Raw genomic sequence first — 25897 nt, forward strand, 5'->3', positions numbered from 1 at the left:
TTCGGCTCGCTCCTTGCTTGAACAGAGCGGTCCAAGGCTGTGGGATGAGAGGGTCAGGCCGTGCCTTTGGCTTGCTGTTCGAGGTGAATCTGCAACTCCGGGTCAATCTGCAACGCCGCTGCCAGTTCATCCAGATAATTGCGCTCGGCGTCCTGCTGATCGTCCACCAGCATCACGCTGGCCAGGTACATCTCGGCGGCCATGGCTGGATCGTTCTGCGCCGCCTGCGCCACTTCGGTGGGATCCAGTGGTTTGGCGACCTCGTCGTCGAGCCATTGCTGCAGGTTCGGGTCATCGGTGTGCTTGCCGATTTCACTGCTGATGAGGTGTTTTTCCGACTCGTCGATCCGCCCGTCAGCCTTGGCCGCCGCGATCAACGCACGCAGGACGGCGTGGCTGTGTTCTTCGACTTGCGGGCCCGACAGCAGATCCGCGGTTTGCGGGGTTTGCTGCGGCGCAGCAGAAGCCTGGCTGCGTTGCCAGGCCTGATACGCCTGGAAGGCCATCATGCCCAGCGAGGCCAGTGCTGCGTAATTGGTGCCGCCGGAACGACGCTGCGTCCCGCCACCCAGCGCCCCGCCACCGCCGAGCAATCCGCCAAGCAACCCGCCCAGGCCACCCAGCCCTCCGGCAGCAGAACCGCCGCCACTGCCGCCGCCCAGCAGACCGCCGAGCAACCCGCCAAGCCCACCCGCTCCCCCGCCGGCCGACGCGCCACCTTGTTGTCCCGCCGAGGCCTGGCCTCGCAGCAGTTGTTCGAGCAGATCGCTGGTGTTCATGACGTCGTCCTCAGGCAAAGGGGTATGACTGCGTCAGGCAACGATAGCCCTCCTGATGCGTTGCGCCAGCACCGTTGGGCTGACGTGGCCCTGGGCGAGCGATTCTCCAGAGAAATTTTTCCCCGGCCAGCTAATCTTCACGAATGGGTGAACCTTGACCCGGCCCGACCGGTCGATAGCTGCAACCCCGACCCGGTTGGTCGCCGCCCTTGCTGCCCAAGGGTTTACGCGGCTTGCTGCATTTTCTGGAGAACGCCTTCGTGATATCGACCGTCCACATCGCCAGGCTCAAGGCCTGGGGCGCCCATGGTTTCACCGCGACCGGCGTGGTCACCGCTTTTCTGGCCACCCTTGCCCTGCTGGAAAACCAGCCAATCCACTGCCTGATGTGGCTCGGCGTGGCGCTGATCGTCGACGGCCTCGACGGGGCGCTGGCACGCAAGGTCAACGTGCAGTCGGTGCTGCCGAGTTTCGACGGATCGATCCTCGATCTGGTGATCGATTACCTGACCTATGTGTTCATTCCGGCGCTGTTCATCTATCGCTACATTCCCCTGCCCGACTACACCCTGCTGCTGACCGTATCGCTGATTCTGGTGTCGTCACTGTTCTGCTTCTGCAACGTCAACATGAAGAGCAAGGACAACTATTTCGTCGGCTTCCCCGCCGCTTGGAACGTGGTTGCGTTGTGTCTGTACATCATCGATCCGGGGCCGTGGCTCACCTTCCTGACGGTGATCGGCCTGGCGCTGCTGACCGTGACCCGCATGAAATTCCTGCATCCTTTCCGGGTACGCCGGTTCATGCCGATCAACATTGCGGTGACGGCGATCTGGCTGCTGTGCAGTCTGTCGCTGGTGCTGAACCACCCGGTGATCAACCCGCTGGTGATGGGCCTGTGGCTGCTGGCGTCGGCGTACTTTCTCGGCATCTGCATCTGGCGCACGGCGCTGGAGTGGTTTGACGGTGCGCATCTGAAATAGAAGCCCTGTCGGGATCCCTGTGGGAGCGAGCCTGCTCGCTCCCACAGTTGTTTTGCATGACGCTCAGCGTTTGGTTATCACAACCTCCAGATACTCGCTCGGCACCACCATTGATTCCGCTCCCGCCCGGTTCAACCCGTCGATCAGTAGCGTCAGATCCGTCTCCAGCGCCTGCCCGCTCTCCGGCGGCAACGCCGCGAACGCCTTGTGTACCGGGCCGTACCAGTGGCGAAACACATCAATGAAATGCGCCGCCGAGCGGTAGCGAAAGTTGAAGTGGCGGCGAGTCACCTGCACCTGAAACTGGCGATCGTCGAACTGCGAATGCAGCCAGGCTTCCGCGCCCCAGTTCGAGGGCGGTTGCGCACCGGGTGGCGGTGGCAGATAGCGCCCGAGGGTCTTGAACATCTGGCCGACGAAACCTTCCGGTGTCCAATTGGCCAGGCCGATCCGGCCACCACGGCGGCAGACCCGCGCCAGCTCCTTGGCCGCCTTCGCCTGATCCGGGGCGAACATCACGCCGAAGGTCGACAGCACCGCGTCGAAACTGGAGTCGGCAAACGGCAGCGCTTCGGCATCGGCGACCTGAAAGGTCACGTCCAGATGCTCGGCGCGCGCCCGGTCCTGGCCGCGTTCCAGCAATGCCGCGACATAGTCGGTGGACGTCACCAGGCAACCACGGCGTGCCGCCGCCAGCGTGGCGTTGCCGTTACCGGCGGCGACATCCAGCACTTCTTCATCGCAGCGCAGGTCACAGGCTTCGGCGAGGGTTTCGCCGACGATCTGCAAGGTGGTGCCGATCACGGCGTAGTCGCCACTGGCCCAGGCGACTTTCTGGCGTTCCTTCAGGGCAGTGAGATCAATGGGGGTACTCATGAATGGGTGCTCCGCGGCAGAGGGGTCAATCGGCGGTGGTCGGGTCGATGATGCTCGTCACCCGGGACACGCTGTTGGCCGGAAATCCCCCACGCTTGGCGTGTTCGCGCACCAGTTCCTCGTTGGGTGCGATGTACACGCAATAGATCTTGTCGGCCGTCACATAACTCTGCAGCCACTGCACCTCTGGCCCGAGTTCACGCAGCACGTTGCAGGACGTTTGCGACACGGCCTTGAGTTCTTGCTCCGATAGCTTTCCGGCTCCTGGAATCTCGCGTTCAATCACGAACTTCGGCATGGCAACCTCGCATTCTTTTTATGGATGTCAGAGCCGTTGGCGGCCCTGCTCGCCCACTATCGCGCGGGCGCCGTGCGGCGTCCCTGCCAATCGTCCGGAGAGCCCGTAAAACCGGGCGCTGGCCGATGAATGGCGAGATTTTGTAAAGGCCCCGAAACACTGTCGGGGGGTTGCCAACGCGCCGGCTGATCGGCTCTCATGCAGACCCTCCCCCGAAACGGAATTCGATCATGTCCTTGCGCTTCGAATGGCTCACCGATCACATGCAGCACAGCGACACCTACGCGGCATGGATCCACCGCCAGTTTCACTACGAATATGCCGAGCAGCCCCTGGCCGAATGGCAGCGCGAATTTGCCGAGGGCCAGACCAATGGTGACTGGCGTTGCCTGATTGCGCTGGACGGGGATCGACTGCTGGGCGGTGCGGCACTGGCCCGGGCGGACCTTGCCCTTCGACCGGATCTGGAGCCGTGGCTGGCCTGTGTGCTGGTGAGCCCCGAATCACGCGGCCAGGGCCTGGCAGAGAGGTTGATCGAGGGAATCGCTGAAGAAGCGAAACACCGGGGCCTGCCGCGTTTCTACCTGCACACCCAGAACAAACGGGACTATTACGCCAAACGCGGCTGGACGGTGCTGGAGCGTTTTCACGCCTGGGGCAACGAACAATGGCTCATGGTGCGCGACCTGTGAGCCATTGAGTTTTGCGGTTTACGCAGCCGGCGCCTTGGCCTCCTTGAGCAGTTGCTGAATCATCTGCTCCTGCGCCTGGTAACTGCCTTCGCCAAAGTGGGTGTAACGCACCTGGCCCTTGGCGTCGACCAGGTAATGCGCCGGCCAGTACTGGTTATCGAAGTTGCGCCAGATCGCGTAGTTGTTGTCGATGGCCACCGGGTAGGTGATGCCGAGCTTGTGCACTTGATCCTTGACGTTGTCGATGATCCGCTCGTAACCGTATTCCGGGGTGTGCACGCCGATCACCACCAGACCGTCCTTGCCGTACTTCTTCTCCCACTCCTTCACGTACGGCAGGGTGTGCTGGCAGTTGATGCAGTCGTAGGTCCAGAAGTCCACCAGCACCACTTTGCCGCGCAGGGACTCAGCGCTCAGTTCCGGAGAGTTCAGCCACTGCACCGCGCCGGACAGCGATGGCATCGCGCCTTTGCTCGCCTCGTCTTCAGTCGAGTCTGCACGGACTTTGCTGACAAAGTAGTCCACCACCTTCGGCACGTTTTCCAGCACGCTTTTCTCTACCGATGCCACGCCTTGGGACGAGGTGTTGGCCAGCAGCAGGTTGTCGGCACCGGTGGCGATCACCGCCGCCGTCGCCAGCACCGCAACACCCGCGCCGCGGCGGAACCAGCCGGTGAACGGAATCGACGGTTTCAGCCGATTGACCAGACCGCGACCGGCGAAAATCAGCGTCCCCAGCGACAGCGCACTGCCCGCACCGTAGGCCAGCAGCAACAGGCTGGTCTGAGCGCTAGCACCTTGCAGCATGGCACCGGTGAGGATCACGCCGAGGATCGGGCCGGCGCACGGCGCCCACAGCAGACCGGTGGCGACACCGATCATGATCGACGCCATGGGTCCGGTCTTTTTCCGGGCGTCGGGGTCGAGGCGATTGCCCAGCAGCACGAAGGGCCGCGCCAGCCAGTCACCGATGCGCGCGGAAATCAGCGACAGCGCAAACAGCACCATCACCGCCAGCGCAATGTGGCGACCGGTGTTGCTGGCCTCAATCACCCACTCGCTGCTGACCACCGCCAGGCTGGAGATCAGGGCAAAGGTCAGGGCCATGCCGCCGAGGGTCAGCAGGATCGAAGAACGGGTGCGGTCGGCACCGGCGAACAGAAACGGCACCACCGGCAGGATGCACGGACTGAGGACAGTCAACAGACCGCCCAGGAAAGCGATGAGAAACATGAGGTTCACCTTTTGAATGAGGGGTGGTCTGTTGAGTGGTTCGGGGGGCGCCCGTTACGGGCAGCCCCCTTCAATCCTCAAGCCGTCTGGCTGTCCAGCCATTGGCTTTGTGGCGTACGGCTGGCACCGTTTTCAGCCACCATCTGGCCTTGCGGCGTATGGCTGGAACCGTCGGCGGCCAGTGTCTGCCCCTGTGGCGTGCGGCTGGCGCCATCGGCGGCGATCAGGCCGTCGCTGACCGGCTTGGCCACCGGAGCCAGTTGGAAGCAGGTGCTGCTGCCACAGCTGTTCTGTTCGACGGCAGCGTTGGCGTGGGCTGCGACGCCGGCGAGGGAGAAGGCAACAGCGGTCAGATAGCGCGATACGTTGTTCATGGCGATGTTCCTTTTATAGAGGTGGGTAATCAGTTGTCTTCGTTGCAGCCGTCGGCGAATTTGCGGTAGTCGAGCACCTGGGTCTTGCCGGCCGAGTCGAGGTAGGTCAGGCGGGCGTCGACGATGCCGCAGGTCATCGAGTTGTCCTGTTTCAGCGACACCACTTTCTGGATGTCCAGGTGGCTGCCGTAGGAGTAGGTTTGCGGGGTGACATCGGCTTCGGCGCGGGCCGACAGGGTGCAGATGTTCAAAGCGGCAAACAGGCAAGCGGCAGCGATCGATTTGGTCTTGGTGTTCATGGCGTTTTCCTCGGGGCTTCAATGGTTGAATCGTTGATTGGGCCGAGGCGTTCTGGGTGTGCCTCGATGGAGCTCATTTAAAGCTCGCGAGGTATCGCGCATGTGTCGGCAAATGCCGTGTATAAATCGCTACGTATCCGCACGCGCCCGGGATACACAGCGATACAAAACCCTGTAAAAATCCGCTTTTTGCGTCGGCGTGTATCCGTCACAGCGCTGGATACACTGCAATACAAAGGCAGGCAGGCGGCCTCGCGCAGGCTCGATAGACTGCCCGGCAATCCCCTTTGATCGAGGTTTGGCCCCATGGAACATGTCGATCACATCCTGATCGTCGACGACGACCGCGAGATTCGCGAACTGGTCGGCAATTACCTGAAGAAGAACGGCCTTCGCACCACGGTGGTTGCCGATGGCCGGCAGATGCGCAGCTTTCTGGAAGCCAACACCGTCGACCTGATCGTGCTCGACATCATGATGCCCGGCGACGACGGCCTGCTGCTGTGCCGCGAACTGCGCTCGGGCAAACACAGGGCCACGCCGATCCTGATGCTCACCGCACGCAATGATGAAACCGACCGCATCCTCGGCCTGGAAATGGGCGCCGACGACTACCTGACCAAACCGTTCGCCGCCCGCGAACTGCTGGCGCGGATCAATGCCGTGCTGCGCCGCACCCGGATGCTGCCGCCGAACCTGGTGGTCACCGAAAGCGGTCGGCTGCTGGCGTTCGGTCGCTGGCAGCTCGACACATCGGCTCGGCATCTGCTGGACAAGGACGGCACCATGGTCGCGCTCAGTGGCGCGGAATACCGTCTGTTGCGCGTGTTCCTCGACCATCCGCAACGGGTGCTGAGCCGCGATCAATTGCTGAATCTGACCCAGGGCCGTGACGCCGATCTGTTCGACCGCTCCATCGATCTGCTGGTCAGCCGTCTGCGCCAGCGCCTGCTGGATGACGCCCGTGAACCGGCCTACATCAAGACCGTGCGCAGCGAAGGCTATGTGTTCTCGCTGCCGGTCGAAGTCCTCGGAGCCCCCGCATGAATGTCGCCCTGCGCTGGCCGCGCACCCTCGCCTCCCGCTTGTCGCTGATTTTCCTGATCGGGCTGATCCTCGCTCAGGCGCTGTCGTTCGGCGCGCAATATTACGAGCGCTACGAAAGCGCGAAAAACACCATGCTCGGCAACCTCGAAACCGACGTCTCGACCTCGATTGCCATTCTTGATCGTCTGCCCGCCGAAGAACGCCCGATGTGGCTCAAACGTCTGGCGCGCAAGAACTACGGTTATCTGCTGAGCGAAGGCGAACCGGGCACGCCGCTGGACCCGCAGGACGTACCGATTGCCGTCACCTCGATTACCGACGCAATTGGCGAGGCCTATCCGCTGACGTTCACCGATATTCCCGGCCCGATAAAACACTTTCAAGGCCACCTGCGCCTGAGCGACGGCAGCCCGGTGACCATCGATGTGCGTCCATCGATGGTGCCGCTGTCGCCGTGGCTGCCGGTGGTGTTACTCGGGCAACTGGCGCTGATGCTCGCCTGCACCTGGCTGGCAGTGCGTATCGCCATCCGCCCCCTCACCCGTCTCGCCAACGCGGTGGAAACCCTCGACCCCAACGCGCACCCGATCAACCTCGACGAAAAAGGCCCGAACGAAGTGGCTTACGCCGCCCGCGCTTTCAACTCGATGCAGGCGCGCATCGCCGCGTACCTGAAGGAGCGCATGCAACTGCTGGCGGCGATTTCCCACGACCTGCAAACCCCGATCACCCGCATGAAACTGCGGGCGGAGTTCATGGACGATTCCGCCGAGAAAGACAAACTGTGGAGCGACCTCGGTGAGATGGAGCATCTGGTGCGCGAAGGTGTGGCCTACGCCCGCAGCATCCACGGCTCGACTGAAGAAAGCCGACGCACCAATCTGGACTCGTTCCTCGACAGCCTGGTGTTCGACTATCAGGACATGGGCAAGGAAGTGCAGTTGAGCGGCAAGAGTGACGCGGTCATCGACACCCGCCCCCACGCGTTGCGCCGGGTGCTGGTCAACCTGACCGACAACGCGCTGAAGTTCGCCGGGGCTGCCGAGCTGCTGATTCAACGCGACAAGAGCGGCCTGTCGATCAAGGTCATGGATCGCGGCCCGGGCATCGCCGAAGAAGAGCTGGCCCAGGTGATGGAGCCTTTCTACCGCGTGGAAAACTCGCGCAACCGCAGCACCGGCGGCACCGGGCTGGGGCTGGCGATCGCCCAGCAACTGGCGCTGGCGCTGGGCGGTTCGCTGACGCTGAGCAATCGCGAAGGTGGCGGGTTGTGTGCGGAGCTGAAACTGCCATTGAGCTGAGCACCAGCGGTCGCTACTGTCAGATCTGACAGTAGCCGGCCAGGCAGAATTATTGTGGGATGACACCTCGCTCAGCCGTCGCGTGGTGAACCATGTCTCTGCTCGATTCTGTCACTCAAGCCTGTCGGCGGCTCGCGCCGGGCGGCTGGCACTCGCTGATGCTGGCTCAAGGTCTGGATATTCTCGCCGTACCGCTCAAGGACGAACTGCTCAAACCATTGCGTATCGACCGGTCGCGTCCCGGTTTTGAAGACTTTTGCCCGGCCGGCAATCGGGCGATCGAACCTGCCCGGCCTGCTCAAAGCCTGCTCTTCCATGCGCTGGCGTCGCCGAGGGTCACGCGCGATGCAAGTGGTCAGCCCCTGCAAACCTATCCAACCCCTGTCGAGATCCGGGCTGTTCTGAACTACGTCTTCGGCGTCCGTCCAGCCTCGCTCAAGGATTTGCAGCGAAAGGCCCAGGGCGAACCGCTGGCCGTGGCAGTGTTTGCCAGCGAGTACCGTTGCGCCGCCGATACGGTGCATGGTGAGCACGCCGATCTGTGTTACTCGCGCAGCGGTATTGCGCGTGTGGGCAATACCAGCGCCCTGTACGCCCCCGAGCTGCGCTGCTTCTTGCCGTTCGTTCAGGACGACCCCTACGGCATTCGCATAATGCCGGTGCATTACAGCGCCTATATCGCCGTGCAACGCCAAGGAAATCACGAACAGTTCGGCCCGATGGATGCTCAGCCGGACGTCGATCCCGCACTGAAATTCTGGGTGCCGATGCACAAGCTGTTCGATGGCAAGGAATGCCTTGCGGGACTTGATCTGGAGGTGAAATTCAAAGCTTTTCATATCAATGAAAAGATTCGCCACATCCATCTGCGTCACAGTGACACCGGCTGGCAAGAACCGGATATTTCCCAATACCCCTTTGTCATCACCGATGGTCTGGCAACGCTGGAGGTGGAGCGCGGATCGGGGTCGAGTCTACTGCTGCCCCGGCCCAGACCCCGGCTCGCCGAGCAGGCCTGGTACCGGGGCCAGTTGTTGTCATTCACGATGCCCAGGGACTCGGGAGGCATGATCCACGGTCGGTCAATGCTCCACGACAATGGCACCATCGAAGATCTGAACCACCGCGAGGGTGTCGCCGAGCTGGTGAAGCAAGGCGGCTATCGCGCCCTGCACCATCGGGACGGCACGGCCGACGGTTACATCCGCGCGCACTGCACGTCGCTGGGGCATCTGCAGTCGATTCCTGCCTATTCGATCATTGCCACCCCGGATTTCTTTCCGTTTTGCCACCCACGGCGCCTGATGCACTGGGCCGGCCAGGTGCCAGCCTTCACCGGCTCGAGCATCTGGCATGCCCGACTGCAGGCGTTATCGAATGTGCGTTATTGCGCCAACCTGACACTTGCGGGTCAGCCGTTCTCCCCGGAGGATCGGGGAGTCACCGCGATTGTCGGTTTGCCGCGCAAGTCGGTCTCATGGCCGCTGACCGGCACACGCCCTGTAGGCATCGACCGTCCTTCCACATTGCCGGACGGCGAAGCCGGACTTTTCGCCCCGGGTTGGGGGGTAGGCCGGGTGCGTGAGCAAAGCCCGGACGGTAGCTGGATCGACCATCTCGCCGGTTACCAGATGGCCAGTCCTTTTCCCGAGGACGCCAGAATCTGCGCAGCACTGGGCTCTTTCTGGCCAGGCCTGGCACCCGACTCCGCGAGCACTTTCGAGCCCCGCTCCAGCCTGCACACCATTATCCCGTTGACCGATGCGGAAACCGGAAGAAGCGCCGTCGCCTGGGACAACCAACCACCCGCGCAGCTGATCCAGCATCAGGGTCGGACGTTCGTCCGCTATCGCGCCTACGAATACAGCGATTACACACAAGTCGCCCTTGAAAACAGATTCTCCCTGCAGCAGACCGGCGCAATCACCCAGCAGGAATATCAAGACCGGGTGCTCTCGATGTACCGCGTGTACAACGTACTCGGTACGGGAACCGACAAGGCCTTGCGTAATACGTGGCCGTTGCTGTCCTTCATCCAGGTGCAGCGACCCGATCCGGAATTGGAATCGGCGCAACAGCAGGTCGGCATCGTGTTGCGCGGTTGGGTCTTTCGCTTCCTGATGTACGAACGCGGCGTCATGAGCATCCCTGCTGAAGACTTCAAATGGAGGGATGTGCAAGTCAAACAACAAGTGCGACTGTTCGTCAGCGCCGAAACGATACTGGTCAAATACGAAAATGCTGCGTGGCAACTCGCCCTTGAAGCCCTTTGATGTCGTGGTGATTGGTGGCGGTCCGGCGGGATCGGCGGCAGCGATCGGTTGCGCACAACGCGGTCTGCACGTGGCATTGATCGAGCGTCAGGAATTCCCGCGATTTCGCCCCGGTGAGAGCCTGCATCCAGGCATCGAACCCGTGTTGGCGCAACTGGGCGTCGCCGGGCAACTATGTGTGCAGGATGCGCTGCGTTTCAACGGGCACTGGGTGCAATGGAACGGGCCGCTGCGTTTCAATGGCTTCGGCAGTGACGACAAGGGTTCATGGCGAGGCTTTCAGATTCCCCGGGCAACGCTGGACACAGCGTTATTGCAGCACGCCGCAGCGTTGGGGGTGATGGTGCACCAGCCGTGTCGCGCTCTCGCCATCCTTGGCGAGAAGAGTCGCTTGCGCGGTGTCATAACCGATTCAGGCCCGTTGCACGCCGACTATGTGATCGATGCCAGCGGCGCGTCAGCCTGGCTGCATCGACAGCTGGGATTGACCATCCGCCGCTGTTCGCCACGCCTGATTGCCCGCTACGGTTACGTCCGGGGTTGTCCACTCGCTTATCGGCACGCACCGCACTTGTCAGCAGTTCCCGGTGGATGGACGTGGATCGCAAACGTGCAGGCGCAATTGACGCACTGGACGCATCTGGCCTTCGACGCGCCGAACCTGCGCCGCCCGGCGATTCCAGAGCAGCTGCAACACTTGCCCACGCAAGGCGCCATCCACGGCGCCGATGTAACGTGGCGGATCAGCACGGCAGTCGCCGGTAACGGCTACTTCATGGTCGGTGACGCGGCCAGTCAGCTTGACCCGGCGTCTTCCCATGGCGTGCTCAAGGCCTTGATGACCGGCATGCAGGCCGCGCAGGTGGTGTCCGACTGCATAGGGCAACCCTCTGTGCAATCGTCGGCTCAGAGGCAATACAGCCAATGGCTGGGCGACTGGTTCGAGAAAGACATGGAACAACTAAGTCGCTTCTATCGCCTTCATCCTGATCCGCCACGCTGGCTGCAACCTCATGTCTGACTCAGACAACGCCGATCACCCCGTCCTCATGCAGTTGCCGTAACAACGCCAGTCCGCTTTCCATGAACGACGCAGTTCCGGGCAACCCCGCCTCCAACGCCAATCCTTGCAGTTGCTCATTACCGCTCAGCAACGGGAACGCCTCGATCCGCTGCAACAACCGCCAGGCCAATGGGCTCAGCTCGGAAAACTTCACGCTCCAGTCCGCCGTTCGCCGCACCAGCAAAAGCGTCGGCTGGACAGGTGGTGTGGCCGGTTGATGATCCGGCCCGAGCATCTGCACCGGCCAGGTGTACGCCAACGGCCAGGCCAGTGCCGAAACCTGCAACGGCCGCTCCTGCAAGTGCGCCGGATCACTCGCGAGCAAAGTTTCGGCGTCGGACTGCTGCAACACCATTTCCACCCATTCGTAATGCGCCAGCTCCACCAGAAACGCCGGCCAGTCGCCCTTATTCAACACGGCCGGCTCCGAGGCGAGGTAACCGACAAACTCCTCGGCGATCTCGCCGAATTTCGGCGTCTGCGCGCGGTAATCCCGCAGGAAGCCGCGGATCAATGTGCGCCAGCGCTGATGGCCGATGATCCGGATCAGCACCGGAAACGTACCGCCCAGCAGTTGCGAGACGTTGTTGAACACCAGATCGCGATAGACATTGACCCGCGCCGCGTTCATGCCGGACGGCAGCGCTTCATGTTCTGGATCGCGCAAATAGCGGGTCAGGGCCTGTTGTTGCAGCAGAAGATTATCCACGCGGGCCTCCTTCGGATTGCAGGCGGCGAATGGTTTGCAACTCGGCCACCAGTTCAGAAAACGCCGGGAAATTGAAATCCCGCTCCAGCAACGTCGGCTGCGCACCGAATCGGGCATAGGCGTCGGCCAGCAACGACCAGACCACCGGTTTGACCGAGGCGCCGTGGGTATCGATCTTCAGCGTGTCGGACTCGTCAAAGTGCCCCGCCACGTGCATCCCGACCACCCGGCCCGGCTCAATGGCGGCCAGGAACGTCTGCGGGTCGAAACCGTGGTTGATCGAGTTGACGTAGACGTTGTTGACGTCCAGCAGCAGATCGCAATCGGCCTCGCGCAGCACGGCGTTGGTGAAGGTCACTTCGTCCATGTCCTGCCGAGGCGCGGCGTAGTAGGAAACGTTTTCCACCGCCAGTCGCCGGCCGAGAACGTCCTGGGCCTGGCGGATCCGTGCGGCGACGTGGCGCACCGCCTCTTCGGTGAACGGCAACGGCAGCAGGTCATAGATGTGACCGTCGTCGCTGCAATAGCTCAGGTGTTCGCTGTACAACGGCACCTTGTGATGATCGAGAAAGGTCCGCACTTCCCGGAGGAAACCAACGTCCAGCGGCGCCGAGCCGCCGAGCGACAACGACAACCCGTGACAGGACAACGGATATCGCTCGGCCAGTTCGCGCAACGCGGCGCCATGGGCACCGCCGACGCCGATCCAGTTTTCCGGGGCGACTTCCAGAAAATCGAAATCGCCGGTGCGGGCGGCCTGCAGGTCTTTCATCAAGCCGCGACGCAGGCCGAGCCCGACGCTGGCCTGCAAGGAGGGGTGGGGAATCTGCATGGGCAAGATCTCTGCTGAGGAGCCGCCGGGCGTGGCGACTGACAGGTTCAGTAAAACCGGCGGGTGTATCGCGGCTGTGTGGGCAATGCGCGGGAAGTGGCGGGTTTTGTATCGGCGGCGGGTCTGTACACAGTGGGATACAGACCCGCTGCCGTCTTGGTGAGCGGCGAGTTACGCGAGGTCGTACTTCTCGCGGACCAGGTCGCCAATGCCGAGGCGATCGAGCACGTCCATCGGGCACAGGAACGTTACCCGCACCGTGCCAGGCAAACGGCTGATGTCGATCGAACCGTTGATGGTCGCGCGGTTGAGCACTTCATCGTATGGCAGGCCGGTGACGGCGGCGGCCCGATGCAGGCCGTTTTCCACCGCAACGTTGAGGTTTTCACCGCTGCCGATGAAGGTGATCGGCCCGGTGGCCTGAATGTCGTGCTGACCCCAACGGGCGCCGAGCTCGCGGACATGGCGCAACTGCTCGGCGTTCATCGGCCGGGCCATCGGTGGCAGATCATCGAGGTTCTGCAGCAGAATCGGCCCTTCCAGAGTCAGGCCCTTGATCACATGCACCTGTACCTCGGTTTCCCCCGAGCAATCGGTGGCGTGGCCGGCGATTTCGCCGTTGCCCTGCTGCGCGTGCATGTCGCCCATGTACACCCCGGCGCCCGGCACCTTGACCGGACAGATCAGCACGCAACCCTCGCGGATCGAGTTGGTGTCCATGTGGCCGTCGGTCTTGGCCGCGTGCAGTTCTTCGCGGGTCATGCCGAAGCGGTGCGGGGCGCCGATCAGGTACTGGCCGAAATCGGCGCAGTTATGCGAGTCCGGCAGATCCCGCGACGGCGTGGTGCCGATGTTGCCGAGAAACGGCCGCATGTGCGCCGCCACGCCGGGCATGTCGGCCCGGGCCAGGGACAGAATCGAGTGCTGCGCCGCCATTTCCGGCAATGCGGACATTTGCGACGCCTTGCCGGCCAGACGATCCGCCACCTCTTGATTGACCGTCAGGCTGACCTGGTGCTCGGCGTCGAACACGATCACGTAACCGTGGCTGAAGCGAAACGCACTGACTTCGGCGCCGCAATGGTTGCAGCGAATCGCCTCCTCGCCGATCCCCTCCACATGGCTCGCCGGGTGTTCGGTGCCGCACTGGCTGCAGTATTTGGCGACGAACGGATCGCCGTGATATCGCCCTTCAACAAAACTCATCACTCCTGACGACGTGGCGTGGGACGTGACCTGCATGCGTTTGATCTTGATCGCTACCGCATCGCCGACCTCGGCGCCTTCGATGTACACCGGTTGCGTCACTTCATGGCCGCCCTCGAATGACGGCGTGATCATCGGCCCCCAGCACCCCGGCGGCGTCCCCGTGACCAGCGTGCCGCCGTCGGCCAGCGGGCCGCGCATCTTCTGGCCTGGGCCGATCAGGCCGTTGGTGTACTGGTTGACGTGCAGCCGTTCGACGGACAGCTGAATGGGAGCGCTCATGGAAATCACCTCGTTGGCAGGCTGGGCGGCTCAGTTCAACGCAGGTTTGTATCGGCGCTGTGTCCGGCCAACGCTACAATGGTCAGTCTGTGTATCCACGCACCGTCGCGATACACAACGATACAAGCCTCGAAATCCACGCAGCCCGCTCCCACCGGCGCCAACAGCGGCTAGACTCAATCAGTACCCAGTCGAGGGGGACGCAGGACAGCAGTGTCGCCCTGCCCGTTTCCACGACCACCGCCCGGTGGTGAATGCCTCGACCCCCAACGCCACCGGACTGTGATTCTGTCAAAGGAGCACATGAAATGGACGAGGCCAGACTCAACGAATTCATGGGCAAACTGGTCAACGACATGGGCGGCGCGGCGATGCTGGCCAATGTCATTGTCGGCGAAGAACTCGGCCTTTACCGGGCGATGGCCGACAGTCAGCCGATCAGCCCCGAAACCCTTGCCGAAAAAACTACCTGCAACCCGCGACTGGTGCGCGAATGGCTGAGCGCCCACGCGGCGTCCGGCTACATGGAACACCACGACGGCAAGTTTCGTTTGCCGGAAGAACAGGCGCTGGCCCTGGCCAAGGAAGATTCGCCGGTGTACGTGGCCGGCGGCCTCGGCGTGGTGGCATCGTTTTTCCATGACAAGGACAAACTGGTCAAAGCCATGCGCGGCAACGGCGCCCTGCCGTGGGGTGATCACCATCCGTGCATGTTCACCGGCACCGAGCGCTTTTTCCGCCCCGGCTACAAGGGGCATTTGATCGCCGAATGGCTGCCGGCGCTGGACGGTGTGGTGGCCAAACTCGAAGCAGGCGCCAAGGTCGCCGATATCGGCTGCGGTCATGGTGCGTCCACGGTGATCATGGCCCAGGCCTATCCCAACTCGCGGTTCGTCGGCTTCGACTATCACGCGCCTTCGATCACCGTCGCCACCCAACGGGCCGAAGAAGGCGGCGTCAGCAGTCGCGCGCGGTTCTTCCAAGGCACGGCGAAAAGCTATCCCGGCGATGACTATGACCTGATCTGCTATTTCGACTGCCTGCACGACATGGGCGATCCGGTCGGAGCTGCCAAACACGCCTTTGAATCCCTGAAAGACGACGGCACGGTGCTGCTGGTCGAGCCGTTTGCCAACGACACCCTGGACGAAAACATCACGCCGGTCGGGCGCTTGTTCTATGCGGCGTCAACGTTCATCTGCACGCCAAATTCGCTATCCCAGGAAGTGGGCCTCGGCCTCGGTGCGCAGGCGGGCGAGTCACGCTTGCGCAAGGTGTTTACCGAAGCCGGCTTCAAACACTTCCGGCGGGCGACGCAGACGCCGTTCAACCTGATTCTGGAGGCGCGCAAGTAAAAACCGGGCACAGGACGCGCCTGCCGGGGAGCGTCCGTCGGTGCTAACCTGCAAGGCACTTACAGCCTGCGGAGCGCTGATCATGCTCGACCGTCCCCTCCCCGACCCGCTCGACTATCTGCAACAGGTCATGGCCGACGGCGACTTCATTGTGCTGACCGGCGCCGGCATCAGCACGCCGTCGGGAATTCCGGACTACCGCGACACCGACGGTGTGCGCCGTGGCCGGCAGCCGATGATGTACCAGGAATTCCTCGCCGCCCCGGAATCGCGCCGCCGCTATTGGGCCCGGGCCATGCTCGGCTGGCCGCGCGTGCGCCAGGCGCGGCCGAACGTTGCCCATGAGGCGTTGGCCAGCCTCCAAAGCCAAGGCCGGATCGGCGGTTTGATTACTCAGAATGTCGATACCTTGCACGATCAGGCCGGCAGTCACGACGTCATCGAACTGCACGGCAGCCTGCACCGGGTGCTGTGTCTGGATTGCGGCCAGCGCAGCGAGCGGGACTCGATTCAGCAATTGATGGAAACGCAGAACCCGTATCTGGCCGGCGTCGATGCCATGCAGGCGCCGGACGGCGACACTCTGCTCGACCCGGCGTTCGAGGCGCGCTTTCAGGTGCCACACTGTCCGCACTGCGCAGGCGAGCGGATGAAACCGGACGTGGTGTTTTTTGGTGAGAACGTGGCACAGCCAACAGCGGCACGGGCCATGGCGCTGGCGGAAAATGCCGCCGGGATGCTGGTGGTGGGTTCGTCGCTGATGGCGTATTCGGCGTTTCGCCTGTGCCGGGTGATTGCGGACCGGGGCAAGCCGCTGATCGCGATCAATCTGGGGAAAACGCGGGCGGATGAGTTGCTGGATTTGAAGATTGAAGCGTCCTGCGAACAGCTATTACCGTTGCTGACACAACGCCTGATTTCATGACCTGCCCAGGTCAGTGTTCAGCCTTGAGAATGTCAAAAAGCGCCTGCGCCGCCGCCGACAGTTCATTCCCCGGATCCGTCAGCACGCCAATCGCCCGCTCCACCACCGGCTCGTGCAAGGTCAGGCAATGCGCGCCCAACTCGCGCATCTGCCCGGCACACAAGGCCGGCACCGCACTGACGCCCAGCCCGCTCGCCACCATCCGCCCGACCGTCGCCAGTTGATGGCTTTCAAACTCCACCGGCAGTTTCATCCCTCGGGCCTGCAGGTGTTCTTCCAGCATCACCCGAACCGTGGACGGTCGTTGCAGGGTGATGAACGGTTCCTGCAGCAAGGTCTGCCAATCAATGTCGCTACGGTCGGCCAGCAGCGAATCCTGCGGCACGACGGCGACAAAGCGATCGCGGTAAAGCGGCGTGAACGTCAGCGAAGTGCTCTGCATCGGCTCGAAGGCCACGCCGAGTTCGACCTGACGATCGCGAACCATTTCCAGCACTTGCTCGTTGATCACGTCGTTGACTGTCACGTTGACGTTTGGATAGCGCGCGCGGAAGGTCTTGAGGATCGGCGGCAGCAGATTGCCGGCAAACGACGGCATCGCCGCCAGCGTCACCCGCCCGCGTTGCAGGCTGAAGCGCTGGCGCATCTCGTCTTCGGCGTTGTCCCAGTCGGCGATCAGGCGCCGGGCCAGCGGCAGCAGCGATTCGCCCTCCGGGGTCAGCGCCACGTTGCGCGTGTTGCGGCTGAACAGACGCCCGCCCAAACCTTCTTCCAGCGCCTTGATGGTCAGGCTCAGCGCCGATTGCGACAGGTGCAGGCGCTCGCAGGCCACGGCAAAGCTCAGGCTTTGGGCCACGGCGAGAAAAGCGCGTATCTGCTTGATGGTCATGGTTGTGTTACTCGACGGACTAAGCTGAACATCCGTCCGCCGACCACGGCGGACATTTAATGAGCTTTATCAATCAATCAACCTTAAAAATCAACTTAACAAATATATCCTTCAGCGCGACACTCCAGTCATTCGGCTAGCCAGCCGCCCGACAAACAATAAAAGAGGTGCATATGGCAGGTTTCGACAAGCGCGTGTATTCCTACGAGGAAGCCATGGCAGGTCTTGAAGACGGCATGACCGTGATCGCCGGCGGCTTCGGCCTGTGCGGCATTCCGGAAAACCTGATCGCCGAGATCAAGCGCAAGGGCACCCGCGACCTCACCGTCGTCTCCAACAACTGCGGCGTTGATGGCTTCGGCCTCGGCGTGCTGCTGACCGACCGCCAGATCAGCAAGGTGGTCGCCTCCTACGTCGGCGAAAACAAACTGTTCGAAGAGCAACTGCTCAAAGGCGACATCGAAGTCGTACTGACCCCGCAAGGCACCCTCGCCGAGAAAATGCGCGCAGGCGGCGCCGGCATCCCGGCGTTCTTCACGGCTACTGGCGTCGGCACCCCGGTCGCCGAAGGCAAGGAAGTACGTGAATTCCACGGTCGCAAGTACCTGATGGAAGAGTCCATCACCGGCGACTTCGCCATCGTCAAAGGCTGGAAAGCCGACCATTTCGGCAACGTCATCTACCGCCACACCGCGCAGAACTTCAACCCGCTGGCCGCCACTGCCGGCAAGATCACCGTGGTCGAAGTCGAAGAAATCGTCGAACCCGGCGAGCTGGATCCCGCACACATCCACACGCCCGGCATCTACGTCGACCGGGTCATTTGCGGCACGTTCGAAAAACGCATCGAACAACGCACCATCCGCAAATAATCCAGGCTGACGGAGAACAAGAACATGGCACTTACCCGCGAACAAATGGCTCAACGCGTCGCCCGCGAAATGCAGGACGGCTACTACGTTAACCTCGGCATCGGCATTCCGACCCTGGTCGCCAACTACATCCCCGAAGGCATGGAAGTCATGCTGCAATCGGAAAACGGCCTGCTCGGCATGGGCCCTTTCCCGACTGAAGACACCATCGACGCCGACATGATCAACGCCGGCAAGCAAACCGTAACTGCGCGCATCGGCGCATCGATTTTCAACTCCGCCGAGTCCTTCGCCATGATCCGCGGCGGCCACGTCGACCTGACCGTGCTCGGCGCCTTCGAAGTGGACGTGCAAGGCAACATCGCCTCGTGGATGATCCCGGGCAAACTGGTCAAGGGCATGGGCGGCGCGATGGACCTGGTGGCCGGCGCCGACAACATCATCGTGATCATGACCCACGCGTCCAAGGACGGTGAGTCCAAGTTGCTGAGCCAATGCAGCCTGCCGCTGACCGGCGCCGGTTGCATCAAGCGCGTGCTGACTGACCTTGCGTACCTGGAAATCGAAAATGGCGCTTTTGTCCTCAAGGAACGCGCACCTGGCGTCAGCGTCGAGGAAATCGTCGCCAAAACCGCTGGTAAACTGATCGTCCCGGATCACGTACCGGAAATGCAGTTCGCTGCCGAGTGAGGAATTCGAAAATGCAAGACGTCGTCATTGTTGCCGCCACGCGCACCGCGATCGGCAGTTTCCAGGGATCGCTGGCCACCGTCTCCGCCGTGGATCTGGGCGCAGCGGTCATCCGCCAGTTGCTTGAGCAGACCGGACTGGACGGTGCCCAGGTCGATGAAGTGATCATGGGCCAGGTGCTGACCGCCGGCGCCGGCCAGAACCCGGCGCGCCAATCGGCGATCAAGGCCGGCCTGCCCCACGCAGTGCCGGCCATGACCCTGAACAAGGTCTGCGGCTCGGGCCTCAAGGCCCTGCACCTCGGCGCCCAGGCGATCCGTTGCGGCGACGCAGACGTAATCATCGCCGGCGGCCAGGAAAACATGAGCCTGGCCAACTACGTCATGCCGGGCGCACGCACCGGTCTGCGCATGGGGCACGCGCAAATCGTCGACACCATGATCAGCGATGGCCTGTGGGATGCGTTCAACGATTACCACATGGGTATCACCGCCGAAAATCTGGTCGAGAAATACGAGATCAGCCGCGAGCAGCAAGACGCCTTCGCTGCCGCGTCGCAACAAAAAGCCGCCGCAGCCATCGAGGCCGGTCGCTTTGTCGATGAAATCACCCCGATCCTGATCCCGCAGCGCAAAGGCGATCCGGTGGCGTTCAAGGTCGACGAACAACCACGTGGCGATACCACCGCCGATTCCCTGGCCAAACTGCGTCCGGCCTTCAAGAAGGACGGCAGCGTCACCGCCGGCAACGCTTCGTCACTGAACGACGGCGCGGCTGCCGTGATCCTGATGAGCGCCGAAAAAGCCAAGGCCCTGGGCCTGCCGGTGCTGGCGAAAATCGCCGCTTATGCCAACGCCGGCGTCGACCCGGCGATCATGGGCATCGGCCCGGTGTCCGCCACTCGCCGCTGCCTGGACAAGGCTGGCTGGAACATCGGCCAGCTGGATCTGATCGAAGCCAACGAAGCCTTCGCCGCGCAATCGCTGGCGGTGGCCAAGGATCTGCAATGGGATCTGGACAAGGTTAACGTCAACGGCGGCGCCATCGCCCTCGGTCACCCGATCGGTGCATCGGGCTGCCGTGTGCTGGTGACCCTGCTGCACGAAATGATCAAACGTGATGCGAAAAAGGGTCTGGCGACCCTGTGCATCGGCGGCGGTCAGGGCGTGGCCCTGGCGCTGGAACGCGCGTAAGGCCGCAGAGTTACAAAAGCGAGTTCACAGCGGGCGGCGGATCCACGATATCCACTGCCCGTTGGCAACAAAACCCGGTACGACTCACGTCGCACCGGGTATTTTTTTGCCCGGCCGTCAGGCGAACTTCACCAGATTCAGCACCGGCAATGGTCCGCCGGGGAACTGTACCAGTCGCGCACCCACGCTCAACTCGCCCAGATCGATACCGAAGAAACCGAGCTGATCAATCAGCGCGCCCACTTCAGCCTTGGCCTGAGCGTCATCTCCGGACAGGAACTGCACGCGCTTGCCGCCCTCCGACGCCGGATCCGCTTCCAGCAAACGCGCCAGCAAGTGGTTGAACGCCTTGACCACCCGCGCGCCCGGCACCCATTCGGCGAACACTTCGCTGGACGGCCGTCCCTGCAAATCCACCGGTTTGAAGGACGGAGCTTCAATCGAGTTGTTGGCGTCGATGACGATCCGCCCGCCGAAGTCCGGCAGACCGGCCAGTGCGGTTGGCAGTTTCGACCAGTTCACCGCGACCAGCACGATGTCCTGGGCGGCGGCTTCTTCACGGGTAACGGCGCGAGCGGTCGGGCCGAGTTCTGCGACCAGTTCAGCCAGGGTCTCCGGCCCGCGGCTGTTGGCGATGACCAACGGGATGCCCTGACGCGACAAGGCTTTGGCAAACGCTGAACCGATGGCGCCAGCGCCGATGATTCCGATAGTGCTCATGGTGTTCTCCTGAAAGTGAGGTAAGACTCGAAACGAATCTTGCGCTTGCCATTCCCACTTGATTAGCCGGTAATGCCTTGAATGATCTTCAAGCATCGCTATCAGGTCGAATCCATGGAAACCCTCGCCAATCTGGAATCTTTCGTCCGCAGCGCCGAGACCGGCAGCTTCTCCGCCGCCGCACGGTTGCTGGCGCTGACCCCGGCGGCGGTCAGTCGCAACGTGGCAATTCTTGAACGCAACCTCGGCGTGCGGCTGTTTCAGCGCTCGACCCGCAAGCTGTCGCTGACCGAGGTTGGTGAGAGTTTTCTGGCGAGCATCGGCGGCAACCTCGATGCCTTGCAGGCCGCGATTGCTACGGTGGCGACCGAGCGCGGAGAGCCGGCGGGCGTGCTCAAGATCAGCCTGCCGCCGACGTTCGGCATCGATCACATGCTGCCGCTATTGCCGGAGTTTCTGGCGCGCTATCCGTTGATTCGCCCGGAATGGCACTTCGAAAATCGTCAGGTGGACTTGATCGCCGAGGGTTACGACGTAGCGATTGGCGGCGGATTCGAGCTGACACCCGGCGTAGTCGCCCGGCCATTGTCGTCCGCCGAAGTGCTGGCGGTGGCGTCGCCGGCGTATCTGGCGGGCCGTACCCTGCCGCGACATCCGGCTGATCTCGCCGATCACCAGGGCATCGTCATGCGCGGCCTGCGCACCGGGCGCCTGCGCCAATGGCAGATGCACAACGAAACCGGCGAACAGGCCAGCGCCCTGCTCAACCCGAGCATCGTGCTGAATGACCCGATGGCCATGCGCAAGGCCGCGCTGCTGGGCTTGGGCGTGACGATGCTGGTGCTGCCCGATGTCAGCGCGCAGATCGAACGCGGTGAACTGGTGCAGCTGTTGCCCGACTGGCAATGCGATGCCGGCGCAATATCGTTGTACTACCCGAGCCGAACCTTGCTGCCGGCCAAGACCCGAGTGTTCATTGATTTTGTGGTCGAAGCGTTTGGCCGCTAGGCCGCCAGCTGCAGAATCAACCAGGCATTCGCCCCGCTGATCAGCACAAACAATCCCCACGCCAGCACCCGCGTCGGCCAGCGATTCACAAACGGTCCCATCAGCTGTTTGTCGTTGGTCATGCGAATCAGCGGATACAGCGCAAACGGCAATTGCAGGCTCAGCACCACCTGACTCAGCACCAGCAACTTGCCCACCGCGCCGTCGCCCATCAGCCACACGCCGATGAATGCCGGGATCAGCGCCAGCCCACGGGTGATCAGGCGTCGTTGCCAGCAGGGAATCCGCAGGTTCAGATAGCCTTCCATGATCACTTGCCCGGCGATGGTGCCGGTGAAGGTCGAACTCTGCCCCGACGCCAGCAGCGCCACGCCGAACAGCACGCTGGCCAGCGCGCCGCCCACCAGTGGGTCGAGCAAGTGATAGGCGTCCTGGATGTCGACCACGTCGGTGTGCCCGGACTGATGAAAAGCGGCCGCCGCGAGTATCAGGATCGCCGCGTTGACCAGCAACGCCAGCGCCAGCGAACCGATGGTGTCGATGCGCGCCAGTTTCACCGCATCCTGCTTGCTGGCCAGATCCTTGCCGATCAGCCGCGTCTGCACGATCGAGGTGTGCAGGTACAGGTTGTGTGGCATCACCGTGGCACCGAGGATGCCGATAGCCAGGTACAACGGCGCAGCATCGCTGATCGCCGACAGCGACGGTGTGAAGCCTTGGGCGACATCCGGCCAGTACGGTTTGATCAGCAGCAACTCGACAAAGAAGCACGCGCCGATGGTGCCCACCAGCACCAGCATGATCGCCTCCAGCCGGCGGAAACCGCGGTTTTGCAGGGCCAGCACCAGCAACGTATCGAATGCGGTCAGGGCGATGCCGAACGTCAGCGAACAACCCAGTAACAGGTGAAACGCCAGCGCGCAGCCGAGCACTTCCGCAAGGTCGGTAGCGATGATCGAGATTTCCGCCAGCACCCATTGCAGCCGCGCCGTCGGGGTGCTGTAGCGTTCGCGGGACAGCTGCGCCAGATCGCGCCCGGTGGCGATGCCCAGCCGCGAGCACAGGCATTGCACAACCATGCCCGCCAGGCTGGCCAGCAATACCACGAACAGCAGGCTGTAACCGAAGCGCGAACCGGCCTCGATGGCAGTGGCCCAGTTGCCCGGATCCATGTAGCCGATCGACACCAGCAAACCGGGGCCGGCAAAGCGCAGCACGCGTTTGAAGAACGAGGCGTTGGGATCGACCGGGACACTGCCGGCCACTTCCGGCGGGCAGAACGGCGCAGTGGCGATCTTGGGCAAACTGAATTTCACGAACACATCCAGAAACAAGTCGAAAGGCGCAGCTTAGACGTTTCAGTCGGCATGCCCAAGCGCCGATGTGATGGACTCAAGGTTTGGCGTCGCCCAGCAATTGCTGGCGCAGCTCGGGACTGCGCGTGCGCGGGTCAAGCCAGATGTCAAAAAATGCCCGGGCAAACTGCGGATCATTAATTTCATGCTGCAACTGCTGCCCGACAAAGAACCGCGCGCCTTGGCCCGGCAAATACACTCCGGTGATCCGCGTACCGGCCTGCACGTCGACAAATGATTGCTGCATCTGGGTTTGCCACACGGCCAATTTCACCGGGCTGAGGGAGGAACCGGCCAGACGCTTGATCTCGTCGACGCTGGCCTTTACCAGATCGTCGCGGGAAATGGAGCGTCGGTAGATCAGCTCAAGGGCAAAGGGTTGGCCGTCGGCTAGCGGTCGCGCCGCGCTCCACAACCGGGCGTTGTAGACGTCGAAGCCGAACACGCTGAAATCGCCGGTGCCGATGATCTGTGCGCCGGGGACTGCGTCCTGCCAGCTGGCCCAGGTAGGTGTCAGCAGCAAGGCCCACAAGCCGATCCCGCAGCATCCACGCAACCACTTCGGTGTATTGCTCATCGCGGTATCGACTCCGGTAAACCCTGACACTCACAGCATAGTCCGCTATCACGTCTGTTATTTTGTATACATGTTTTGCATACATATGCAGCAATCCGCCAATGACAATGCTAACGTGGCCCCACTGCCCCCGACGGAGACACCTGCGTGCTGATCCTTAAACTGCTGCTGATTCCCGGTTTCCTGCTGCTGATTTCCCTCGCGGGCAAGCGTTGGGGCCCGAGTGTCGCCGGATGGCTGTCGGGGTTGCCGGTGGTGGTCGGGCCGATTCTGTTTTTCCTCGCCATTGAGCAGGGCCCGGCGTTTGCCGCGCAATCGGCGGTGGCGGCATTGTCGGCCATGTTTGCGATGATCGCGTTTTGCATCACTTATGCGCAGGTGGCGCAGCGGGCGAACTGGCCGTTGGCGTTGCTGGTTTCCTTATCAGTCTGGGGCGTGCTGGCGCTGATTCTGTCGGTGATACCGGCCTCTCTGCCCTTCTCGATTGCCGCCGCTGCAACTGCCCTTCTTACCGCACCGTACCTGTTTCCCAAAGTGCAACCGCTGGTCAGCGGCCCGGGGCCAAAGTCAGACAAACTGGTCTGGCGGATGATCGCCGGGGCCGCGTTGACGCTGGTGGTGACGATGCTGGCCAGCACGGTGGGCGAGCGCTGGAGCGGATTGCTCGCGGTATTCCCGGTGCTCGGCAGCGTGATGGCGGTGTTTTCCCAACAGACCCGTGGCCCGGCGTTTACCGCCGCGTTGTTGCGGGCGACGGCGACGGGGATGTATTCGTTTTCGGCGTTTTGTCTGGTGCTGGCGATTGCGCTGCCGGGATTTGGGTGGTGGGGGTTTGCGATGGCTGTAGGGGTTTCGATGGGGATGCTGATTTTTACAAAACGACTGGTGATGAGTTCGACGAAGAATGCGCAGCGCACGGCAGCGACTTCACGCTGATTTACCTGAACGGCACCTTAAGTAATTTCAGGGTCGCGACATTCGGATAGAAGCTCTATTTCCGCTTTCCAAAATCGGTGAATTCAAAAAGGTAATGATCAGAACTCGATGGGTTGGGTGGAAGCCCATCGCTTTCCTGGCAAACGACCACCGGGAACGTTCCACCACCTGAAGGGGTATTGGTGGCCTGCATATTGAAATTCTGAGTTTCGTAGTTCAAATAGCTCCCCAGCGATTCCCATGTGCCGGATCCGCTGAGGTAGTACGCCTCTATTTGTGTAGGTTCAGAGGTGGGCGCAATCCCGTGGATAAAGGTGTGATAACCCACTTCTTCAATTTTGTTGATGACGAATTTTGAACCTGACATGGCAATTCCCCCCCGTACCTACCGCCAACCGATAAGCATCGATTCATTGTTCAAAATCGAGGGAAGCGTTGGCACCTGACAGAAATGACAGTTCCGACGAGCGGTTCCTGCCCGGCCTGACATTCCGCACTGGAGTCCACCAACGCCACCATGGGATGATCGCCGCCCAAGCGCGACCATCCCTCGGAGATTCGAATGTCATTGCTTAGCAAGAAAGCCGTCGTCCTCTTGTTGGCGGCGGTGGCCGGTTTCGGCGCCATCAATGCTCAGGCAGCCAAGGCCAAAGAGAAGGCTGTCACCGAGAAAGTCTCGATGCTCGATGGCAAATTCAGTTTCGTCCTGCCCAAGGGCTTTGTCGGCGACCCGCTGCCGGCCGGTCCGACTGGCGCCAAGGGCATGATGTACAGCAACGATGCCACCAAGACGGTCGTCATCACCGCCGAAAATCAGATTCCCGAAGGCAACAACGTCAAGGACAACGACAGTGCGTTTCTCGACGGCACCGTCTCCGATTTCATCGACGCCCAACGCAAGGCCCTGCCGGACTTCAACAAGCTCAGTGAAAAGAGCCTGACCCAGAAAGGCAATGGCCTGGGCCTGCGCCAGGTCGACAGCACCGCCACCCAGGGCGGCGGTCAGACTCTCAATACCACGTTGCTGGCCGGATCCGGCACGCGCATGGCGCTGGTCCAGGTGATTTCCCGGGCCAGCGACAAGAGCGGTCACGAAGCGCTGGTGAAAACCATCCTCAAGGAAAAATGAT

General features: G+C 62.2%; 28 protein-coding genes. 14 read left to right on the forward strand and 14 right to left on the reverse strand.

Going from position 1 to position 25897, the window contains the following annotated elements; all coding sequences use genetic code 11:
* Positions 1-53: 53 nt before the first annotated feature.
* Positions 54-779, reverse strand: a complete 726-nt coding sequence (locus ACODTD_RS23235) for a tellurite resistance TerB family protein (protein ID WP_489105261.1) — start codon at positions 777-779, stop codon at positions 54-56.
* 260 nt (positions 780-1039) lie between these two features.
* On the opposite strand from ACODTD_RS23235, the gene pcsA reads away from it, so the two are divergent.
* Positions 1040-1762 carry a phosphatidylcholine synthase gene (pcsA, locus tag ACODTD_RS23240; protein WP_041475528.1) on the forward strand — a complete coding sequence of 241 codons (723 nt, stop codon included), beginning with the start codon at positions 1040-1042 and terminating at the stop codon, positions 1760-1762.
* Positions 1763-1825: 63 nt separating this feature from the next.
* Here the strand turns inward: pcsA and ACODTD_RS23245 are convergent, their stop codons facing one another.
* Entirely contained in the window at positions 1826-2638 is an 813-nt protein-coding gene (locus ACODTD_RS23245) for a class I SAM-dependent methyltransferase (protein ID WP_489105262.1), read from the reverse strand.
* Between the two features lie 25 nt (positions 2639-2663).
* Positions 2664-2936 (reverse strand): DUF4242 domain-containing protein, encoded by a 273-nt coding sequence (locus ACODTD_RS23250; RefSeq protein ID WP_007957179.1) that lies wholly within the window; start codon positions 2934-2936, stop codon positions 2664-2666.
* Between the two features lie 230 nt (positions 2937-3166).
* Here ACODTD_RS23250 and ACODTD_RS23255 point away from each other — a divergent pair, with 230 nt between their 5' ends.
* On the forward strand, positions 3167-3628 hold the full coding sequence (locus tag ACODTD_RS23255) for a GNAT family N-acetyltransferase (RefSeq protein WP_489105263.1): 462 nt from the start codon (positions 3167-3169) through the stop codon (positions 3626-3628).
* 18 nt (positions 3629-3646) lie between these two features.
* Here ACODTD_RS23255 and ACODTD_RS23260 read toward each other — a convergent pair whose 3' ends face one another.
* The 3 genes from ACODTD_RS23260 to ACODTD_RS23270 form a co-directional block, all read right to left on the reverse strand.
* Positions 3647-4861 (reverse strand): cytochrome c biogenesis protein DipZ, encoded by a 1215-nt coding sequence (locus tag ACODTD_RS23260; protein ID WP_489105264.1) that lies wholly within the window; start codon positions 4859-4861, stop codon positions 3647-3649.
* A gap of 77 nt (positions 4862-4938) precedes the next feature.
* Positions 4939-5235, reverse strand: a complete 297-nt coding sequence (locus ACODTD_RS23265; protein ID WP_489105265.1) for a hypothetical protein — start codon at positions 5233-5235, stop codon at positions 4939-4941.
* 29 nt (positions 5236-5264) lie between these two features.
* Entirely contained in the window at positions 5265-5534 is a 270-nt protein-coding gene (locus ACODTD_RS23270; RefSeq protein ID WP_007956290.1) for a DUF2790 domain-containing protein, read from the reverse strand.
* Between the two features lie 306 nt (positions 5535-5840).
* On the opposite strand from ACODTD_RS23270, the gene ACODTD_RS23275 reads away from it, so the two are divergent.
* From ACODTD_RS23275 to ACODTD_RS23290, 4 genes are all read left to right on the forward strand, one after another.
* Entirely contained in the window at positions 5841-6581 is a 741-nt protein-coding gene (locus ACODTD_RS23275; protein ID WP_007956289.1) for a response regulator, read from the forward strand.
* Positions 6578-7882 (forward strand): ATP-binding protein, encoded by a 1305-nt coding sequence (locus tag ACODTD_RS23280; RefSeq protein WP_489105266.1) that lies wholly within the window; start codon positions 6578-6580, stop codon positions 7880-7882. Before ACODTD_RS23275 ends, ACODTD_RS23280 begins: the two co-directional genes overlap by 4 nt.
* 92 nt (positions 7883-7974) lie before the next feature.
* Positions 7975-10155, forward strand: coding sequence for a hypothetical protein (locus ACODTD_RS23285; protein ID WP_489105267.1), 2181 nt, complete (start codon positions 7975-7977; stop codon positions 10153-10155).
* Entirely contained in the window at positions 10142-11176 is a 1035-nt protein-coding gene (locus tag ACODTD_RS23290) for an NAD(P)/FAD-dependent oxidoreductase (protein ID WP_489105268.1), read from the forward strand. Before ACODTD_RS23285 ends, ACODTD_RS23290 begins: the two co-directional genes overlap by 14 nt.
* A 1-nt stretch (position 11177) precedes the next feature.
* On the opposite strand, the gene ACODTD_RS23295 is transcribed toward ACODTD_RS23290, so the two are convergent.
* From ACODTD_RS23295 to ACODTD_RS23305, 3 genes are all read right to left on the reverse strand, one after another.
* On the reverse strand, positions 11178-11927 hold the full coding sequence (locus tag ACODTD_RS23295) for an HvfC family RiPP maturation protein (protein WP_489105269.1): 750 nt from the start codon (positions 11925-11927) through the stop codon (positions 11178-11180).
* Positions 11920-12759 carry an HvfB family MNIO-type RiPP peptide maturase gene (locus ACODTD_RS23300; RefSeq protein WP_489105270.1) on the reverse strand — a complete coding sequence of 280 codons (840 nt, stop codon included), beginning with the start codon at positions 12757-12759 and terminating at the stop codon, positions 11920-11922. Before ACODTD_RS23300 ends, ACODTD_RS23295 begins: the two co-directional genes overlap by 8 nt.
* Positions 12760-12930: 171 nt before the next feature.
* Positions 12931-14247, reverse strand: a complete 1317-nt coding sequence (locus ACODTD_RS23305) for an acetamidase/formamidase family protein (protein WP_489105271.1) — start codon at positions 14245-14247, stop codon at positions 12931-12933.
* Positions 14248-14555: 308 nt separating this feature from the next.
* Here ACODTD_RS23305 and ACODTD_RS23310 point away from each other — a divergent pair, with 308 nt between their 5' ends.
* Entirely contained in the window at positions 14556-15602 is a 1047-nt protein-coding gene (locus ACODTD_RS23310) for a class I SAM-dependent methyltransferase (RefSeq protein WP_011333519.1), read from the forward strand.
* A gap of 82 nt (positions 15603-15684) precedes the next feature.
* A complete protein-coding gene (locus tag ACODTD_RS23315) occupies positions 15685-16527 on the forward strand; it encodes an NAD-dependent protein deacetylase (protein WP_285357996.1) in 843 nt (280 codons plus the stop codon).
* 10 nt (positions 16528-16537) lie between these two features.
* Here ACODTD_RS23315 and ACODTD_RS23320 read toward each other — a convergent pair whose 3' ends face one another.
* Complete coding sequence (locus ACODTD_RS23320) at positions 16538-17416, reverse strand: LysR family transcriptional regulator (RefSeq protein ID WP_201817533.1); 879 nt, start codon at positions 17414-17416, stop codon at positions 16538-16540.
* Positions 17417-17589: 173 nt separating this feature from the next.
* On the opposite strand from ACODTD_RS23320, the gene ACODTD_RS23325 reads away from it, so the two are divergent.
* Genes ACODTD_RS23325 through ACODTD_RS23335 form a run of 3 tightly spaced genes read left to right on the forward strand, consistent with a single transcriptional unit; the run spans position 17590 to position 20171 of the window.
* Positions 17590-18288, forward strand: a complete 699-nt coding sequence (locus tag ACODTD_RS23325; RefSeq protein ID WP_007956274.1) for a CoA transferase subunit A — start codon at positions 17590-17592, stop codon at positions 18286-18288.
* Positions 18289-18312: 24 nt separating this feature from the next.
* Positions 18313-18978 (forward strand): CoA transferase subunit B, encoded by a 666-nt coding sequence (locus tag ACODTD_RS23330; protein WP_011333516.1) that lies wholly within the window; start codon positions 18313-18315, stop codon positions 18976-18978.
* 11 nt (positions 18979-18989) lie between these two features.
* Entirely contained in the window at positions 18990-20171 is a 1182-nt protein-coding gene (locus tag ACODTD_RS23335; RefSeq protein ID WP_285357989.1) for an acetyl-CoA C-acetyltransferase, read from the forward strand.
* A 117-nt stretch (positions 20172-20288) separates the two neighbouring features.
* Here ACODTD_RS23335 and ACODTD_RS23340 read toward each other — a convergent pair whose 3' ends face one another.
* Entirely contained in the window at positions 20289-20987 is a 699-nt protein-coding gene (locus ACODTD_RS23340; RefSeq protein WP_285357986.1) for an NADPH-dependent F420 reductase, read from the reverse strand.
* Positions 20988-21005: 18 nt separating this feature from the next.
* Between ACODTD_RS23340 and ACODTD_RS23345 the strand changes: the two genes are divergently transcribed.
* Entirely contained in the window at positions 21006-21899 is an 894-nt protein-coding gene (locus tag ACODTD_RS23345) for a LysR family transcriptional regulator (RefSeq protein ID WP_221615773.1), read from the forward strand.
* Here ACODTD_RS23345 and ACODTD_RS23350 read toward each other — a convergent pair.
* Positions 21896-23164 carry an Nramp family divalent metal transporter gene (locus ACODTD_RS23350; protein WP_489105274.1) on the reverse strand — a complete coding sequence of 423 codons (1269 nt, stop codon included), beginning with the start codon at positions 23162-23164 and terminating at the stop codon, positions 21896-21898. The two genes, ACODTD_RS23345 and ACODTD_RS23350, sit on opposite strands and share 4 nt — an antisense overlap.
* 127 nt (positions 23165-23291) lie before the next feature.
* Positions 23292-23831, reverse strand: a complete 540-nt coding sequence (locus tag ACODTD_RS23355; protein WP_201817536.1) for a chalcone isomerase family protein — start codon at positions 23829-23831, stop codon at positions 23292-23294.
* 147 nt (positions 23832-23978) lie between these two features.
* Here ACODTD_RS23355 and ACODTD_RS23360 point away from each other — a divergent pair, with 147 nt between their 5' ends.
* Complete coding sequence (locus tag ACODTD_RS23360; protein WP_041475207.1) at positions 23979-24767, forward strand: hypothetical protein; 789 nt, start codon at positions 23979-23981, stop codon at positions 24765-24767.
* A gap of 55 nt (positions 24768-24822) precedes the next feature.
* Here the strand turns inward: ACODTD_RS23360 and ACODTD_RS23365 are convergent, their stop codons facing one another.
* Entirely contained in the window at positions 24823-25134 is a 312-nt protein-coding gene (locus ACODTD_RS23365; protein WP_489105272.1) for a hypothetical protein, read from the reverse strand.
* A gap of 195 nt (positions 25135-25329) precedes the next feature.
* On the opposite strand from ACODTD_RS23365, the gene ACODTD_RS23370 reads away from it, so the two are divergent.
* Positions 25330-25896, forward strand: coding sequence for a DcrB/PsbP domain-containing protein (locus ACODTD_RS23370; RefSeq protein WP_011333508.1), 567 nt, complete (start codon positions 25330-25332; stop codon positions 25894-25896).
* Position 25897 lies beyond the last annotated feature (1 nt).

The sequence above is a fragment of the Pseudomonas sp. FG35 genome (assembly GCF_057809295.1).